16 protein-coding genes are annotated in these 16,255 nt (G+C 72.5%); 6 read left to right on the top strand and 10 right to left on the bottom strand.

Features of this window, described 5'->3' with window-relative positions:
• Positions 1-80: 80 nt before the first annotated feature.
• The 3 genes from rplT to infC all read right to left on the bottom strand — a co-directional run bounded on the left by rplT (position 81) and on the right by infC (position 1,549).
• The gene (rplT, locus tag F7R91_RS01200) at positions 81-464 is read right to left on the bottom strand and encodes a 50S ribosomal protein L20 (protein ID WP_055492778.1); all 384 of its coding nucleotides are present in this window, start codon (positions 462-464) and stop codon (positions 81-83) included.
• 98 nt (positions 465-562) lie between these two features.
• Positions 563-757, bottom strand: a complete 195-nt coding sequence (rpmI, locus tag F7R91_RS01195) for a 50S ribosomal protein L35 (RefSeq protein ID WP_004933563.1) — start codon at positions 755-757, stop codon at positions 563-565.
• 111 nt (positions 758-868) lie between these two features.
• Positions 869-1,549, bottom strand: a complete 681-nt coding sequence (gene infC, locus F7R91_RS01190) for a translation initiation factor IF-3 (RefSeq protein ID WP_161064806.1) — start codon at positions 1,547-1,549, stop codon at positions 869-871.
• Between the two features lie 351 nt (positions 1,550-1,900).
• Here infC and F7R91_RS01180 point away from each other — a divergent pair, with 351 nt between their 5' ends.
• Positions 1,901-2,269: a DUF1844 domain-containing protein gene (locus F7R91_RS01180; RefSeq protein WP_150943475.1), complete on the top strand. Its 369-nt coding sequence runs from the start codon at positions 1,901-1,903 to the stop codon at positions 2,267-2,269.
• 21 nt (positions 2,270-2,290) lie between these two features.
• Here F7R91_RS01180 and F7R91_RS01175 read toward each other — a convergent pair whose 3' ends face one another.
• Positions 2,291-3,022 carry an SseB family protein gene (locus F7R91_RS01175; protein WP_150943473.1) on the bottom strand — a complete coding sequence of 244 codons (732 nt, stop codon included), beginning with the start codon at positions 3,020-3,022 and terminating at the stop codon, positions 2,291-2,293.
• 150 nt (positions 3,023-3,172) lie between these two features.
• Here F7R91_RS01175 and F7R91_RS01170 point away from each other — a divergent pair, with 150 nt between their 5' ends.
• Positions 3,173-4,207, top strand: a complete 1,035-nt coding sequence (locus tag F7R91_RS01170) for a serine hydrolase (protein ID WP_150943471.1) — start codon at positions 3,173-3,175, stop codon at positions 4,205-4,207.
• A gap of 9 nt (positions 4,208-4,216) precedes the next feature.
• On the opposite strand, the gene mycP is transcribed toward F7R91_RS01170, so the two are convergent.
• Both mycP and F7R91_RS01160 read right to left on the bottom strand, forming a co-directional pair.
• Entirely contained in the window at positions 4,217-5,392 is a 1,176-nt protein-coding gene (gene mycP, locus F7R91_RS01165; RefSeq protein WP_150943469.1) for a type VII secretion-associated serine protease mycosin, read from the bottom strand.
• A complete protein-coding gene (locus F7R91_RS01160; protein ID WP_331000521.1) occupies positions 5,389-6,225 on the bottom strand; it encodes a hypothetical protein in 837 nt (278 codons plus the stop codon). The genes mycP and F7R91_RS01160 overlap by 4 nt, the downstream gene beginning before the upstream one ends.
• A gap of 1,096 nt (positions 6,226-7,321) precedes the next feature.
• Between F7R91_RS01160 and F7R91_RS01155 the strand changes: the two genes are divergently transcribed.
• Positions 7,322-8,524 (top strand): amino acid deaminase/aldolase, encoded by a 1,203-nt coding sequence (locus F7R91_RS01155; RefSeq protein WP_150943467.1) that lies wholly within the window; start codon positions 7,322-7,324, stop codon positions 8,522-8,524.
• Positions 8,525-8,532: 8 nt separating this feature from the next.
• On the opposite strand, the gene F7R91_RS01150 is transcribed toward F7R91_RS01155, so the two are convergent.
• From F7R91_RS01150 to F7R91_RS01135, 4 genes are all read right to left on the bottom strand, one after another.
• Positions 8,533-9,444 (bottom strand): DUF2510 domain-containing protein, encoded by a 912-nt coding sequence (locus tag F7R91_RS01150; protein ID WP_150943929.1) that lies wholly within the window; start codon positions 9,442-9,444, stop codon positions 8,533-8,535.
• 97 nt (positions 9,445-9,541) lie between these two features.
• Positions 9,542-10,333 carry a 3-oxoacyl-ACP reductase gene (locus tag F7R91_RS01145; RefSeq protein WP_150943465.1) on the bottom strand — a complete coding sequence of 264 codons (792 nt, stop codon included), beginning with the start codon at positions 10,331-10,333 and terminating at the stop codon, positions 9,542-9,544.
• Positions 10,330-11,709, bottom strand: a complete 1,380-nt coding sequence (locus F7R91_RS01140; protein WP_150943463.1) for an aldehyde dehydrogenase family protein — start codon at positions 11,707-11,709, stop codon at positions 10,330-10,332. Before F7R91_RS01140 ends, F7R91_RS01145 begins: the two co-directional genes overlap by 4 nt.
• A gap of 8 nt (positions 11,710-11,717) precedes the next feature.
• Entirely contained in the window at positions 11,718-13,082 is a 1,365-nt protein-coding gene (locus tag F7R91_RS01135; protein ID WP_150943461.1) for a glutamine synthetase family protein, read from the bottom strand.
• 87 nt (positions 13,083-13,169) lie between these two features.
• Between F7R91_RS01135 and F7R91_RS01130 the strand changes: the two genes are divergently transcribed.
• From F7R91_RS01130 to F7R91_RS01120, 3 genes are all read left to right on the top strand, one after another.
• Entirely contained in the window at positions 13,170-13,916 is a 747-nt protein-coding gene (locus tag F7R91_RS01130; RefSeq protein WP_150943459.1) for a FadR/GntR family transcriptional regulator, read from the top strand.
• A 178-nt stretch (positions 13,917-14,094) separates the two neighbouring features.
• Positions 14,095-15,540 (top strand): ethanolamine permease, encoded by a 1,446-nt coding sequence (eat, locus tag F7R91_RS01125; RefSeq protein WP_150943457.1) that lies wholly within the window; start codon positions 14,095-14,097, stop codon positions 15,538-15,540.
• 36 nt (positions 15,541-15,576) lie between these two features.
• Positions 15,577-16,251: a gamma-glutamyl-gamma-aminobutyrate hydrolase family protein gene (locus tag F7R91_RS01120; protein WP_191971313.1), complete on the top strand. Its 675-nt coding sequence runs from the start codon at positions 15,577-15,579 to the stop codon at positions 16,249-16,251.
• Positions 16,252-16,255: the final 4 nt, after the last annotated feature.

The following is a 16,255-nucleotide window of genomic DNA, read 5'->3' as shown; positions in this document are numbered from 1 at the left end:
CCGGGAGAACGCGCGCGGACCCGCAGGCTTGCTCAGCCTGCGGGTCCGTTCGGTCACGTCGGCCCGAGGCCGGCGCAGCGTCACGCAGCCTTGGGCGCGTTGACGTCCGCCGGCAGCGCCTTCTGCGCCACCTCGACGAGCGCCGCGAAGGCACCCGCGTCGTTGACGGCCAGCTCGGCCAGGATCTTGCGGTCGACCTCGACGTTCGCGGCCTTCAGACCCTGGATGAAGCGGTTGTAGGTGATGCCGTTGGCGCGGGCAGCGGCGTTGATGCGCTGGATCCACAGCTGGCGGAAGTCACCCTTGCGCTTCTTGCGGTCGTTGTAGTTGTAGACCAGCGAGTGGGTGACCTGCTCCTTGGCCTTGCGGTACAGGCGCGAACGCTGACCGCGGTAGCCGGAGGCCTGCTCGAGGATCGCCCGGCGCTTCTTGTGGGCGTTGACTGCCCGCTTGACGCGTGCCACTTGTTAACTCCTTGTAGCGGGGCCGTGGTTGGACTCACACGGCCCGGAAACGATTGGGTCCCGGTCCTGACTGCGTACGGCGCTCACGCGCCGCCGTGTCACTTGCCGAGAAGCTTCTTGATCTTCGCGGCGTCGCCCGGGGCCATCTCGGCGTTGCCGGTGAGGCGACGCGTCACGCGGGACGACTTGTGCTCGAGCAGGTGGCGCTTGCCGGCGCGCTCACGGAGCACCTTGCCGGAGCCGGTGACCTTGAAGCGCTTGCTGGCACCGCTGTGCGACTTGTTCTTCGGCATAGCGCCGTTCTCTCCTCGTCGGTGGCGCTCCGGTGCCCGGTCGCGAAAACCGGGCACGGTGGAGCGTCGCTCTTGTTTCGGTTACATCCTGGGGACTCGTGTCCCCGGGGATCACGCCTCGGCGGAAGCCTCGGCAGGGGCCTCGGTGTCCACCGCGCTGTCGGCGTCCGCGGCGTTCTGCGAGCGGCCGGGGTTGGCCTTCGCTTCGGCCTTGCGGGCCTCCTGCGCCTGGCGGGCCTCGGCCATCGCCTCGGTCTTCTTCTTGTGCGGACCGAGGACCATGATCATGTTGCGGCCGTCCTGCTTCGGGTTCGATTCGACGAAACCGAGGTCCTGGACGTCTTCCGCAAGGCGCTGCAGCAACCGGTAGCCCAGTTCGGGACGGGACTGCTCGCGACCACGGAACATGATCGTGATCTTGACCTTGTCGCCCTGCTTGAGGAACCGGACGACGTGACCCTTCTTGGTGTCGTAGTCGTGCGGGTCGATCTTCGGCCGGAGCTTCATCTCCTTGATGACCGTGTGCGCCTGGTTCTTGCGCGCCTCACGGGCCTTCATGGCCGACTCGTACTTGAACTTCCCGTAGTCCATGAGCTTGCACACGGGCGGACGGGCGTTCGCCGCGACCTCGACCAGGTCCAGGTCGTACTCCTGCGCAAGCTCCAGGGCCTTGGCAAGCGGCACGATGCCGACCTGCTCGCCGCTGGGACCGACAAGTCGCACCTCGGGAACGCGAATCCGGTCGTTGATGCGGGGCTCGGCGCTGATGGATCCTCCTCGGTAGCACCACACGGCGGTCTGGCGGACAGCCGCGTATGTCTCTGTTCGTAAGACCTAACCGCACCGAAGCACAAAAATGCCCCGGACGATCACAGGCGGGGCTCCCTACACTGCCGGAGCACCGCCGCGATGACCGCGGGGCGCGCTTTCGGGCGACTCCATCGTCCGTACGGAACGATGGTGGCCGCCTGACCGGGGTGACCCGCCGTCCCGGAGGGCGGTCGGGTGGGAGATCGGAGCCTCCACTTGTGGGCCGGGCACTGTGGTCCGGCCGGTCGTCACACAAGGCTAGCAGCTCGGACCGGGAACGGCTAACCGAGGCCGACTGGGGCCGTCCGCCCCGTGGCACCTATCGTGTCCTGCATGAGTGAGACCTCCCCCTCGGGCACCCCCGAGTCTCCCGACTTCGACGACATGACCCGCGACATCGCCGAGGTCCCCGCCGTCGAGGTGATCGTGACGGTCGCCGTCAACCTGATGAGCGCGGCCGCCGTGAAGCTCGGTCTGACGGAGGAGGGCGACAAGTACAAGGACCTGGACGAGGCCCGCAAGCTGGTGCACGCCCTGGCCGGGCTGCTGGACGCGAGCGGGACCGAGATCAGCTCCTTCCACGCGGCGCCCCTGCGCGACGGTCTGAAGTCGCTCCAGCTGGCGTTCCGCGAGGCGTCGCTCGTCCCGGACGAGGCGGGCCAGGGACCGGGCGAGAAGTACACCGGCCCCCTCTACGGCTAGGACTCGGCCAGGACTCCTGGTTCAACCGCGTACGTACAGGGGCTCGCCCGGTGGTGTCGCCTCGGCCGACAGCAGTGCCAGGTCGAGGCCGCGCACCAGGCGGGCCCTCAGTGTGTCGTCGGCGGCCAGGCGCTGCGCCACCGCGCCGGCGGCCTCGGCCGGGGACGCGGCCGGGTCCAGGACGAGGGCGAGGGTCCCGTCGGCCTGTCCGGGCCCGAGATGGGCGCGCAGCACGGCGGGTTCCGCGGCCAGCGCGGCCCGTACGGCGTCGAGCACGGCCGGATCGGCCAGCGGGTCGGTCGTGGTGCGCCCCTCCGCGAGCGCCAGCAGCGCGGGCCCCGTCAGCTCGTAGGGCACCGGCCCGGACATGTCCAGCACGATGGTGTCCGCCTTCTCGTGCGCAGCGGCCCGCAGGGCCTGGTGCAGCGGTACGGCGACGGGGCGGGCCCCCGGGTCCCACAGGGCCAGCGAGTCCGTTGACGTGAACGCGGGCAGAGCGGTGCGGCCGCCGGCCTTCAGGGTGGGGACGGCCATGTCGCTGGTCTTCTCGCGGCGCAGCCCGTTCGCGTCCTCCTCGACCTCGCCGAGCACGGCGACGACGGGGACGAGCAGCCGTGCGTCCCTGAGCGCCTCCAGGACGGGTCCCTCGGCGGTGCGGTCCTCGGCCCAGGCGGCGAGCGCGGCGCTCAGCCGGGGGTCGGCGGAGCCGTCGTCGTCGCGGAAGCCGGGGTCGGGAATGTTCTTGTTCGCCACGGTCACCGACCCTATCGAGGGGATTCCGCCGCCCTTGTGCGGGGGCCGAAACCGGGCCGTCACCGCATTCACGGGTTTCTCAGAGTTTCCTGACGCGGATCTCACGTCCGTGCAACGGCGCGCACAGTCGCCGCCCCGACGATCGCGGGCATGGAGTCGTCCGAGTCGTCCGGAGCCCGCCGCGTCCGCCGTGGCCGTAGCGCGCGCACCGCCCGTCGTCGCGCTCGCCCGGTCTCTCGCGGACGTCCCCTGCTGTGTGCCGCCTTTGCCTCCGTGGCCGTCGTGGGTGCCACGGCCGCGGGGACCGTCTACGTGAAGGCGCAGGCGCACACCGGGAAGGGAGCCCTATCGTCGTCGGCGACGCCGTCGGCGAGCAGGGAGGCATCGGTGGAGACCGTGGCGGAGCCGACGGTGGACTACGACGTCCTGCTGGCCGAGGCCATGCAGTCCATGGGCGTCGAGGACGGTACGGAGGTGTCGGTGTCGGTGCTGGACCCGGCATCCGGCGACAGCGCCTCGTACGGGGAAGGCGCGTTCGTCACGGCGAGCATCGTCAAGGTCGACATCCTGGCGACGCTGCTGCTCCAGGCGCAGGACGCGGACCGGCACCTCACGGCGGCCGAGAAGACGTACGCCACCGCGATGATCGAGAACAGCGACAACGCCTCCGCGTCCGCGCTGTGGCGGATCATCGGCGAGGCGGACGGCCTCGACGCCGCGAACGAGCGCTTCGGGCTCAAGGAGACCGAGGGCGGCGACGGCCTGCTGTGGGGGCTGACCCGGACCACGGCGGCCGACCAGCTCACCCTCCTTCAGCAGGTGTTCGGGGACGACACGGAACTGAGCGAGGCCTCACGGACGTATCTGCGCGGGCTGATGGGGCAGGTCGCCGCTGACCAGCACTGGGGTGTGTCGGCGGCGGCGGACGGCTCCGGGTGGGCCCTGAAGAACGGCTGGCTGCCGCGCAGCACCACCGGGCTGTGGGTCATCAACAGCATCGGGCGCGTGACGGCGGACGGCCACGACTACCTGGCGGCCGTGCTGTCGCACGGCAACTCGACCAAGGCGAAGGGGATTTCGCTGGTCGAGACGGCGGCGCGGGCGGCGGTGTCGGTGTTCGCCGGAGAAACCGTGTCTGCCTCCCGGTCCCCTTCCCTGTCCGCTTCCCAGTCCGCCACCGGCTAGACCGGCCGTCTAGAAGTCTTCGAGGCGTTCGCGGCGGCCCCGCCACAGCACCACCGCCGTGATCACGAGCAGGCCGCCCAGGCCGCCCGCGAGCGGGGCCGCCCAGCTCGCCGTGTCGTCCTCCGACTCGGCGGTGTCGGGGCCGGAGCCGAAGTACTCGTCACGGTACGACGCCGCTCGCAGGCCCTCCGGATCAAGGCGGTCGGCCGCCTTGAGAGCGGCCGCCGGGTCTATGAAGCCGAAGCCCCGGGAGTCGTCACGGCCGCCGGAGGGGGCGTTGCGGGCCGTGTCCTCCAGGAGCTGCTTGATCTGCGCGGGGGTCAGGGACGGGTGGGCGGCCTTGATGAGGGCCACCGCGCCGGAGACGAAGGCGGAGGCCGCGCTGGTGCCCCAGCCCTCGTAGTACTTGTGGTCGGGGTCGGCTATGACGACGTCGACGCCGGGGGCGCTGACCGTGGCGTACCAGCGGCGGGTGGAGAAGGAGGCGCGGGTGCCGTAGCGGTCGACGGCGGTCGCGGCGATCACGCCCGGATAGGCCGCGGGGTAGGAGATGTGGTCGCCCTTCTCGCCGCCGTTGCCGGCCGAGGCGACAACGACGGAGCCCTTCTTCAGCGCGTACTGGACGGCCTCGTCCTCGGTGGGCTCCGGGTGGGCGGAGGCGGAGTCGTCGCCGAGGGAGAGGTTGATGACGTCGGCGCCGTGGTCGGCCGCCCAGCGGATGCCCTGCGCGAGGGCGTTGCCGCGGGTGCTGCGGGCCTTGGCGCGGGCCGCGTCGCCGTCCTCCAGGATCACGCGGACGGGCAGGATCTTCGCCTCGGGGGCGATGCCCATGACGCCGTCCCCGTTGCCGGCGCCGTGTCCGTGGCCGGCGATGATGCCGGCCATCGCGGTGCCGTGACGGGCCCAGGCGCGCTCGCCGCGCTCGGCTCCGAAGCCGATCATGTCCTTGCCGATGAGGACGTTGCCGTCCAGGTCGGGGTGATCGTCCTCGACGCCGGTGTCGAGGACCGCGACGGTGACGCCCTTGCCCTTGGTGGTCTGCCACGCCTCCTGGGTGTGCATGGCCTGAAGCGCCCACTGCCGGGCGCGGATGCCGTCCGCGTACGCGGTGGTGGGCGGGACGAGGGCGACCGCCGCGGCGAGAAGGACGCTCAGGAGGCCGGCCCGGCGGGTCGTGAGGCTCATGAGGGCTGCTCCGTGGGCGAGGCGACGGTCTTGCGCAGGCCGCGCTCGACGCGGTCGGCGAGGCCCTGTGCCTCGTTTCCGAGTCCGGCCTGGGCGGGGGCCCCGGTGGCGCCGGAGGCCAGCGCCTCCTCGGCGGGTTCCGGCTCGTCGACGGTGCGGCCGTCGGCCCAGCCGGAGACGGCGTAGACGACGACGGGCGCCTCGGTGAGGACGGAGACGGTCCAGGAGGCACGCTGCTCGGTGCCGAAGTCCTCGGCGACGGTGTGCTTCGCGGCGTACGGGCGGGGCATCAGGTCGGCGCGGCGGTCGAGGCCCTCCTTGGTGAACCGTGTGTCGAGGGCGCGCATGGCGGCGGTGTCCGCCTTGGTGAACAGCAGGCCGACGGTGGTGACGTAGCTGCGGGTGGCGTCCGTGTAGGTGGCGCGCAGGAGGCGCTTGCAGCCGACGGGCGCGAGCGCCTTGCGCAGCAGCGGATCGAAGGCGCCCCGGCAGCCGCTGTCCGGGGCGACGGCGATCCGCGTCCAGCGCCGGTCGGCGCCGCCGGGACCGGCGCCCTGCCCCTGCACGGTCGGCGGGAACAACTGGTCCACGGGAACGTTGTGCCACAGGCTCCCGGCCGCTGTGAACTTGTCCCGCGCTCCGCTCCCGCCCGGCTCCCCGACGAGCCAGCTCCCGGTCACGGCACCGCCGATGAGACCGAGCCCGAGCACGAGGCAGGCGGCGGCAGCGGCGGTCCGGGGCCGCAGCCGCGTCCCGAGCCGCCGGGGCCGCGCCCGCTCGTCGTACCCCTCGGGCTCCCCGAAGGACACAACAGGCCGGTCGGCCCCGGGCACCAGGGGGGCACTCCAGGAGAGCGCCGGGTCCGGAGACACGGGGGAGGGAGAGGGGGGAGGAGGTACGGGCGAAGGAGATACGGGGGAGGGAGATACGGGGGCGGCAGCCACGCCGGTCGCGAGGGGGGGCGGCGCGGCGGGGGGCGGCGGCGTACGCAGGCCCGCCTCCGACGAGGTCTCGGCCACGTCGGCACGGCTCGGCGGCACCGGGGGACGGTGGTCCGGCCGGCGCGGAACGGTGCCGGGCGCGGGCGTGCTCCCGGTCCGCGCCTCGCCACCTGCCGCCGGGGGCGCGTCCGGAAAGCGGGCCGAGGCCCGCGGCGGAGGCGGGGAGGCGGGAGTGCCCTCCCGGGGGGCCGGAGGCTTCATGCTCGGGAAGCGGGGCCTGCTGCGCGGAAGTGGGACCGGCGCGGGCCGGGGGCCCTTGACGTCCGTACCGGCGGCCCGGGACGACGTTCCGCCGCGGGGGCCCTGGTCCCCGCCGGGCTCCTGTATCCCCGCACGCGAACCGTCCGGCGCAGACGACCGCGCCCCGTCCGCACCCGGCGCACGCGCACCGTCGGAGGCCTGCGTACGAGCACCCCCCGCAGCCGACCCCCCGCCGGATGCCGGTGGTGCGGGCGGCGCCGTCGGCGCAGGGGCGTCCGTGCGCTGTGGGTCTCGTCGTACGAAGGCCTCCCACCTCGCGGGCGGCTGTACAGCGGCGTCGGGGGCCGCATCGTCGCCGGGGGACGTTTCCTCTCCGGCCGTGGGCGGGTGGGACGGCAGCGGTGGCGTGCCGGGGCGTGGGGGAACGGGGGCGCGCCGCGCTTCCGTGCTCATGCACCCCCGCTTCCTCGTGTCCGGGTGGTCACCTCGTTCACGGACCGTCGTGTCCTGTCGCGCGTGCCCGGCGTGGACTCGGCCGTCCCGGACACGCATACCCGCACCGGCCGAGCGCCATCCCCGCGCGGCCTGCGGCCGGGTTCGCTCCTCCGTGCGTGCGCGTCACTCTACGGGCTGCCCCCACTCGAACGGGAACCAGTCCCGCGACCCCGGGGCATCTGCCCCAAACGTCCCCCTACCCTGCGGTAATCCTGTCTGGCAGGCTTCGTTCATGACTGCGCGCGCCGCTGACCGGGCCCGTTACGACCGGGCCGCCGCCCATCTCGACGCCCCGCTCGCGATCGTGGACCTGGACGCCTTCGACGCCAACGCGGACGATCTCGTCCGCCGCGCGGCGGGCAAGCCGGTCCGCGTCGCCAGCAAGTCCCTGCGCTGCCGTGCCCTGCTCGAACGCGTCCTCGCGAAAGACGGCTTCGCGGGCATCATGTCCTTCACCCTCGCCGAGTCCCTGTGGCTGGCGCGCTCCGGGTTCGACGACGTCCTCCTCGCCTACCCGTCGGCGGACCGCGCGGGATTCGCCGAGCTGACGTCGGATCCCAAGCTCGCGGCCGCCGTGACGGTGATGATCGACGATCCGGCCCAGCTCCGGCTGATCGACGCCGCGCGCGAGGGCGGGCGTGAAGTGGTGCGTGTCTGCCTGGAGTTGGACACCTCGCTGAAGCTGCTGGGCGGGCGGGTGCGGGTCGGCGCCCGGCGCTCGCCGCTGCACTCCCCCGCGCAGATGGCCGACGTGGCGCGGGCGGTGGCCCGGCGGCCGGGGTTCAGGGTCGTGGGAATCATGGGGTACGAGGGTCATGTCGCCGGTGTCGGTGACGCGATCGCCGGACGTCCGCTGCGTTCGCGTGCCGTGCGGCTGATGCAGGCCACGGCCCGCCGGGAGCTCGCCGAACGGCGCGCCGAGGCGGTGCGCGCGGTCCGGGCCGTGGTGCCGGACCTGGAGTTCGTGAACGGCGGCGGCACGGGCAGTGTGCAGCACACCGCCGCGGAGGACGCGGTCACCGAGATCGCGGCGGGCTCCGGGTTGTACGTGCCGCGGCTGTTCGACAACTACACGTCGTTCAGCGGTCGTCCGGCGGCCCTGTTCGCCCTGCCCGTCGTACGGCGGCCGGGGGTGGGGGTCGTGACGGTCCTCGGCGGTGGCTATCCGGCCTCCGGCGCGGCCGGTGCCGACCGGCTGCCGGTGCCGTATCTGCCGCAGGGCCTGCGGTACGACCCTCAGGAGGGCCCCGGCGAGGTGCAGACGCCCCTGCTCGGCTCCCCCGCCGACGACCTCCTTCTCGGCGACAAGGTGTGGTTCCGGCACGCGAAGGCGGGCGAGCTGTGCGAGCGGTTCGACACGCTGCACCTGGTCGCGGGGGACGCGGTGACGGCGACCGTCCCGACGTACCGCGGAGAAGGCCGGACTTTCCTGTGACCGCCCGGTCAGCCGGTCGGGCCGATGCTGCTGCCCACTCCGCCGCCTGCATCCGCGTCGCCGAGCACCCGGATCCCCTTGGTGATCTTGTCCATGTCGGCGAGCGGCGGCCCGTCCTTGCCGGCGTCGAAGACGAAGCGCACGACGACCGGCGCTTGGGTGCCGACGCTGGACGGGAAGGCCAGCGACTGCACATAGCCGCCGGGGCCCTCGGCGGTGCGCACCCGCCAGCGCACGTACCAGCCCGCGCGTCCCGCCACCGCGACCTGTCCGGATCCGACGACCTGGTGGGACTCGATGCCGCCGAAGGGGCGTCGGCCGGTCAGGTCGCGGTCGTAGGCGGCGTCGGCCGCGTCGGGGATGTCCTGCTGGGCGAGGGCCCGGGGTGAGGTCTCGTCGGTCGAGGTCCCGGTGCGCGAGATGACGAGCCCGTGCCGGCACAGGCCCACGCCGGCCGGGCAGTCGTACGTACCGTCCGTGGTCATGACGACGTCCTCCACGGCGATGTTCTTCGGCCTGACCCAGCCGTCGGGCAGCGGCAGGGTGATGCCGTTGAGTTCGTCGACGACGACCAACGGATCGTCGGCGGAGAGCGAGGGGGACGGGGTGGCGCTCGTCGGGGCGGCAGCCGAGGTCACCCGGGTCGGCACGGTCTCCGCCTCCGCGCCGCCGCCGTCGTCGTCGCCCTGGCCGAGCACGACCGCGCCCGTGACGACCGCCGCGGCGAGGACGGCGCCCGCGGTCGTGAGGGCGACGACCCTCGCCCGGCCGGTGCCGCCGCTTGCCGACGGAGGCTGCGGCACCGGCTGTCCGGGAGCGGCCGCGGGTGCGCGCCGGTGCTCCGTCCAGGCCGTGCCGTCCCACCAGCGCTCCATGTGAGGGGCCGAGGGATCGCGGTACCAGCCGGGCGGGGTCGTCATGCTCATCCCGGCACTCTAGGCCCCGCCAGGCAGGCGGGCATTTGACGACAGGGCCCAGGACGGACCGCGAGGGCGGGTGCCCGCGTCTCGGCGACCGCTACAGGGGCGTGACGTACGCGCCCGCGATCCCGCCGTCCACCAGGAAGTCGCTCGCGTTCACGAAGGAGGAGTCGTCGCTGGCCAGGAAGGCGACGGCGGCGGCGATCTCCTCGGCCTCGGCGAAACGGCCGAGCGGGATGTGCACGAGCCGGCGGGCGGCCCGCTCCGGGTCCTTGGCGAACAGCTCCTGGAGCAAGGGGGTGTTGACCGGGCCCGGGCACAGGGCGTTGACGCGGATGCCCTCGCGGGCGAACTGCACGCCCAGTTCGCGGGACATGGCGAGCACGCCGCCCTTGGAGGCCGTGTACGAGATCTGCGAGGTCGCCGCGCCCATCCGGGCCACGAACGACGCCGTGTTGATGATGGAGCCCTTGCCCTGGCGCTGCATGTAAGGGATGGCGGCCTTGCAGCACAGGTAGACGGAGGTGAGGTTGACCTCCTGGACGCGCTTCCAGGCCTCCAGGCCGGTCTCCAGGATGGAGTCGTCGTCGGGCGGGGAGATACCGGCGTTGTTGAACGCGATGTCGACGCTGCCGTAGGTGTCGTACGCCGCCTTGAACAGGGCCTCGACCTGCTCGGGGTCGGTGACGTCGACCTTCACGAAGATCCCGCCGACCTCGTCGGCGGCCGCCTTGCCGCGCTGCTCGTCCAGGTCGCCGCACACCACGTGCGCCCCCTCGGAGGCGAGTCGGCGCGCGGTGGCGAGGCCGATGCCGCTGCCGGCTCCGGTGATGACGGCGGTGCGGCCGACGAGGCGGCGGCAGATGATGTCGTCAGTGGATGCGGTCACTGTGCGGGGCCCTCCGTGCTGATGAAGACGTTCTTGGTTTCGGTGAAGGCGGCCAGGGCGTCGGGGCCGAGCTCCCGGCCGATGCCGGACTGCTTGAAGCCGCCGAAGGGCGTCCAGTAGCGGACGCTGGAGTGGGAGTTGACGGACAGATTGCCGGCGCGGACGGCCCCCGAGACGCGCAGGGCGCGGCCGACGTCGCGGGTCCAGATGGAGCCGGAGAGGCCGTAGTCGGTGGCGTTGGCGAGCCGGATCGCGTCCGCCTCGTCCTCGAAGGGCAGGACGACGGCGACGGGGCCGAAGACCTCCTCGACCGCCACGCGCGCGTGCGGGTCGACGTCGGTGAGGACGGTGGGCGGGAACCAGTAGCCGCGTCCCTCGGGTGCCTTGCCGCGGATGCCGGGCGCGGCGGGGTCGACGTACGAACGGACGCGCTCCAGCTGGACCTTGGAGATGAGCGGGCCCATCTGGGTGTTCTCGTCGGCCGGGTCGCCGACGAGGACGGACTCGATCGCGGGGGCGAGAAGGCCGAGGAAGCGGTCGTAGGCGCTGCGCTGGACGAGGATGCGGGTGCGGGCGCAGCAGTCCTGGCCGCAATTGTCGAGGAAGGCCATGGGAGCCGCAGCGGCGGCGGCCTCGAGGTCCGCGTCGGCGAAGACGATATTGGGGCTCTTGCCGCCGAGTTCGAGGGTGACGCGCTTCAGGAGCGCCGAGCCCTTCGCCAGCACCTGCTTGCCGACGGCCGTCGACCCGGTGAAGACGATCTTCGCGACGCCGGGGTGTTCGACGAGCGCGTTGCCCGCGACCGGGCCGTGGCCGGGCAGCACCTGGAACAGCCCTTCCGGCAGCCCCGCCGCGAGGGCGAGTTCGGCCAGCCGCAGGGCGGTCAGCGGGGTCGTCTCGGCGGGCTTGAGGAGGACGGCATTGCCCGCCGCCAGCGCCGGGGCCGTGCCCCAGGCGGCGATCGGCATGGGGAAGTTCCAGGGCGCGATGACGCCGACGACACCGAGCGGTTCGAGGATGGTGACGTCGAGGCCGCCGGGGACGGGGATCTGGCGTCCCGTCAGCCGTTCCACACCGCCGGCCGCGTAGTCGAGCAGATCGCGCACATTGCCCGCCTCCCAACGGGCGTTGCCGATGGTGTGTCCGGCCTCGCGGACCTCCAGCTGAGCGAGTTCCTCGAGGTGCTGATCGACGGTGGCCGCGAACCGGCGCAGCAGCCGGGCGCGGTCGCCGGGCGCGAGGGCGGCCCAGGCGGACTGCGCCTTCGTGGCGCGTACGACCGCCGCGTCCACGTCGGCGGCGGTGGCACCGGGAACGGTCGCGACGACCTCCTCGGTGGCGGGGTTCCGTACTTCCAGCGCGTACTCGGAAGACAACAGGGGCCTCACATGCGTTCGAAGGAGCGGCGCAGCTCCCAGTCGGTGACCGCGGCGTCGAAGGCGTCCAGTTCGACGCGCGCCATGTTGCGGTAGTGCGCGACGACCTCATCGCCGAAGGCGGCCTTGGCGAGCGGGCTGTTCTCCCAGAGTTCGGCGGCCTCGCGCAGCGTGGTCGGGACGTGCTCGTACTCGGAGGTGTAGGCGTTGCCGGCACAGGCATCGGGCAGCTCCAGCTTCTGCTCGATGCCGTACAGGCCGGCCGCCACCAGCCCCGCCACCGCGAGGTGCGGGTTGACATCACCGCCGGGCAGCCGGTTCTCGAAGCGCAGCGAGCGGCCGTGGCCGACCACGCGGAGCGCACAGGTGCGGTTGTCGTGACCCCAGGCGACCGCGGTCGGGGCGAACGAGCCCGGCTGGAACCGCTTGTAGGAGTTGATGTTGGGGGCGTAGAGCAGCGAGAAGTCCCGCAGCGCGGCGAGCTGTCCGGCGAGGAAGTGGCGCATGACCTCCGACATGCCGCCCTCGCCGTCGCCCGCCATGGCGTTGTTGCCGGCGGCGTCCGCGAGGGAGAGGTGGATGTGGCAGGAGTTGCCCTCGCGCTCGTTGTACTTGGCCATGAAGGTGAGCGAGACGCCCTCCTGGGCGGCGATCTCCTTGGCGCCGGTCTTGTAGATCGCGTGCTGGTCGCAGGTGACCAGGGCCTCCTCGTAGCGGAAGGCGATCTCGTGCTGGCCGGGGTTGCACTCGCCCTTGGCGGACTCGACGGTGAGGCCGGCGCCCGCCATCTCGTTGCGGATGCGGCGCAGCAGGGGCTCGATGCGGCCGGTACCGAGCACCGAGTAGTCGATGTTGTACTGGTTGGCCGGGGTCAGCCCCCGGTAGCCCGCGTCCCAGGCCTGTTCGTAGGTGTCCTTGAAGACGATGAACTCCAGCTCCGTGCCGACCTGGGCGGTGAAGCCGTGCTCGGCGAGCCGGTCCAGCTGGCGGCGCAGGATCTGCCGGGGTGCGGCGACGACCGGGGAGCCGTCGTCCCAGGCGAGGTCGGCGACGAGCATCGCCGTGCCCGCGTTCCAGGGGACGCGGCGGAGCGTGGACAGGTCCGGGTGCATGGCGAAGTCGCCGTATCCGCGCTCCCAGGAGGACATCGCATAGCCGTCGACGGTGTTCATGTCGGCGTCGACGGCCAGCAGGTAGTTGCAGCCCTCGGTGCCGTGGTGGAGGACCTCGTCGAGGAAGAAACGGGCGGCGAACCGCTTGCCCTGAAGCCGCCCTTGCATATCGGGGAAGGCCAGGACGACAGTGTCGATCTCACCGCTCGCGACGAGGGCATGCAGCTCCTCGACGCTCAGCGGGGGTGTGCGGTCTGCCACGGGAGAGCCTCCATTCGGCTACTTCGGTCAGCCGGGAGCCCATAAGGTATTGCGTAGGACCATTGATTGGGAAGGGGGTCCGACCAGATGTCGCAGGCGGGCACGGAGCACGGGGCGCCCGGGGCCGACGACCGGCTGACGTCGGTCCTGCGCCCGGTGCGGGCCGGCAACGGTTTCGAGGAGGCCCTGGAGCAGATCCTCCAGGTCGTCCGGCTCGGCCTGGTGCCGGGCGGCGAACGGCTGCCCGCGGAGCGCGAGCTGGCCGACCGGCTGGGGATCAGCCGGGTGACGCTGCGCGAGGTGCTGAAGGTGCTCCAGGACCAGGGCCTGGTCGAGTCGCGGCGCGGGCGCTACGGCGGCACGTTCGTGCGGCCGCGCACCGAGACCCCCGGCGAGGAGGAGCTGCGCCGCCGCCTGTCGGACGTCGACGTCGAGGACACGCTGCGCTTCCGCGAGGTGCTGGAGGTGGGGGCGGCCGGGCTGTGCGCGGCGCACGGGCTGGACGAGGAGCAGGCGGAGCGGCTGCGCGAGGCGCTGGCGCGCACGCACGACGCCCCGCTGGCCGAGTACCGCCGCCTGGACACGCTGCTGCATCTGACGCTCGCCGAGCTGTCGGGCTCCCCCACGCTCACCGCCCAGTACGCGGCCGTACGCGCCACCGTCAACGATCTGCTCGACTGCATCCCGCTGCTCGTGCGCAATCTGGAGCACTCCCAGCGGCAGCACACCGCGCTCGTGGAGGCCGTGATCGAGGGCGACGCAGAGGCGGCGCGGGACATCATGCGCGAGCACTGCGGGGGCACGGCGGCGCTGCTGCGGGGCTTCCTCGGCTGAGCGGCGCCCCGTCCGCGGTGTCCGCGGCGACGGTGGATTTACCGGCGATTGACGCAAGGGTATTGCCATCGGGTGGCCGACACCGCAAAGGTATGGATCCATTCCATTGAACCGGAGTCCGGTCGACCCCATCGTGCCCGGAGATGCCCGGTGTCCGCCGCATGTGGGGAGTTGGCCCATGTCCCTGGAATCCACAAGCACACGACCCGCCACGGAGGCGGACGACTATCTGGAGCGCAGAACCCTGCGCCGCGGCAGCGCCGGCTGGGTGCTGCTGACCGGTCTCGGCGTCGCCTACGTCGTCTCCGGCGACTACTCCGGCTGGAACTTCGGCCTGGCCGAAGGCGGCTTCGGGGGCCTCGCGATCGCCATGGTGCTGATGGGCGCGATGTACGCCTGCATGGTCTTCGCGCTCGCCGAGCTGTCCTCGATCCTGCCGACGGCGGGCGGCGGCTACGGCTTCGCCCGCCGGGCGCTCGGCCCCTGGGGAGGCTTCCTCACCGGTACGGCGATCCTCATCGAGTACGTCCTCGCGCCCGCCGCCATCGTCATCTTCATCGGGGACTACGTCGAGTCGCTCGGCCTGTTCGGCCTGGAGTCCGGCTGGCCGATGTACCTGGTCTGCTTCGCGATCTTCCTCGGCATCCACCTGTGGGGCGTCGGCGAGGCACTGCGCTTCAGCTTCGTCGTCACCGGCATCGCGGTGGTGGCCCTGATCGTGTTCGCGCTGGCGGCGCTGCCCGACTTCTCCTTCGGGTCGCTGGACGACATCCCGGTCGACGCGTCGGCCGCGGGATCGAGTTCGTGGCTGCCCTTCGGGCTGCTCGGCATCTGGGCGGCGTTCCCCTTCGGCATGTGGTTCTTCCTGGGCGTCGAGGGCGTTCCGCTGGCCGCCGAGGAGACCAAGGAACCGGCCCGTACGCTGCCCAAGGCCATCCGCTGGTCGATGGGCATCCTCGTGGTCCTGGCCGTGGTGACCTTCTTCGCGGCCGCCGGGGCGCGCGGCTCGGCCGCGATCCAGGAGGCGGGCAACCCGCTGGTCGAGGCCCTTCAGCCGGACGGCCGGGCCACCACGCTGAGCCGGATCGTGAACTACGCGGGCCTGGCCGGCCTGGTGGCGTCGTTCTTCTCCCTCATCTACGCGGGCTCGCGCCAGCTGTTCGCCCTGTCCCGCGCCGGCTACCTGCCCCGCTTCCTGTCCCTCACCAGCCGTCGCAAGGCGCCGTACCTGGGCCTGCTGGTGCCCGGCACAATCGGCTTCCTGCTGGCGGCGGTGACGGGCGACGGCGCGCGGATGCTGAACATCGCGGTCTTCGGCGCGACCATCTCGTACGCGCTGATGTCCCTGTCGCACATCGTGCTGCGCCGCCGCGAGCCGGAGCTTCCGCGGCCGTACCGGACGCCCGGCGGTGTGCTGACCTCGTCGGTCGCCCTGGTGCTGGCCTGCGCGGCGCTGCTGGCGACGTTCCTGGTGGATGTGACGGCGGCGTTGATCGCGCTCGCGGTGTACGTCGTGGCCCTCGCGTACTTCGGTCTGTACAGCCGTAAGCGGCTGGTGGCGAAGGCGCCGGAGGAGGAGTTCGCGGCGCTGGCGGCCGCCGAGGCAGAGTTGACGAGGGACTGAGTTCTCGACTCGGAGGGAGTTTCTGTGGCCAGGCCGTTGATCGGTGTCAGCACCTATCTGGAGTGCGGTGCGCGCTGGGGCGTGTGGGAGCTGGAGGCGGCACTGCTGCCCGTCGGCTATCCGCGGCTGGTGCAGCGGGCGGGCGGCCTGGCCGCGATGCTCCCGCCGGACGACCCGGAGCACGCGACGGCGGCCGTGGCCCGGCTGGACGGGCTGGTCATCGCGGGCGGACCGGATGTCGAGCCGGTCCGCTACGGCGCGGAGCGCGAGCCGCGCACCGGGCCGCCGGCGCGGGAGCGGGACGCCTGGGAGCTGGCCCTGATCGACGCGGGGCTGGCGGCGGGAGTTCCGCTGCTCGGCATCTGCCGGGGCATGCAACTGCTGAACGTCGCCCTCGGCGGGACGCTCGTGCAGCACATCGAGGGGCACGCGGAGGTCGTGGGCGTCTTCGGCGACCACACCGTCAAGCCGGTGCCGGGGAGTCTGTACGCCGCGGCCGCGCCGGAGGAGACGTCCGTGCCGACGTATCACCACCAGGCCGTGGACCGCCTGGGTGAGGGACTGGTCGCGTCGGCGTACGCGGCCGACGGGACGGTGGAGGCGCTGGAACTCCCGTCCGCCGCCTGGGTGCTGGGCGTGCAGTGGCATCCGGAGATGGGCGAGGACCTGCGGGTGATGCGGGCGCTGGTGCGGGCCGCGGCGGCGCCCTGACCCG

The sequence above is a fragment of the Streptomyces luteolifulvus genome (genome assembly GCF_008806595.1).
GTDB lineage: Bacteria > Actinomycetota > Actinomycetes > Streptomycetales > Streptomycetaceae > Streptomyces > Streptomyces luteolifulvus.
The sequence above is the reverse complement of the archived record's forward strand: the minus strand, read 5'-3'. Positions and strand labels throughout refer to the sequence as shown.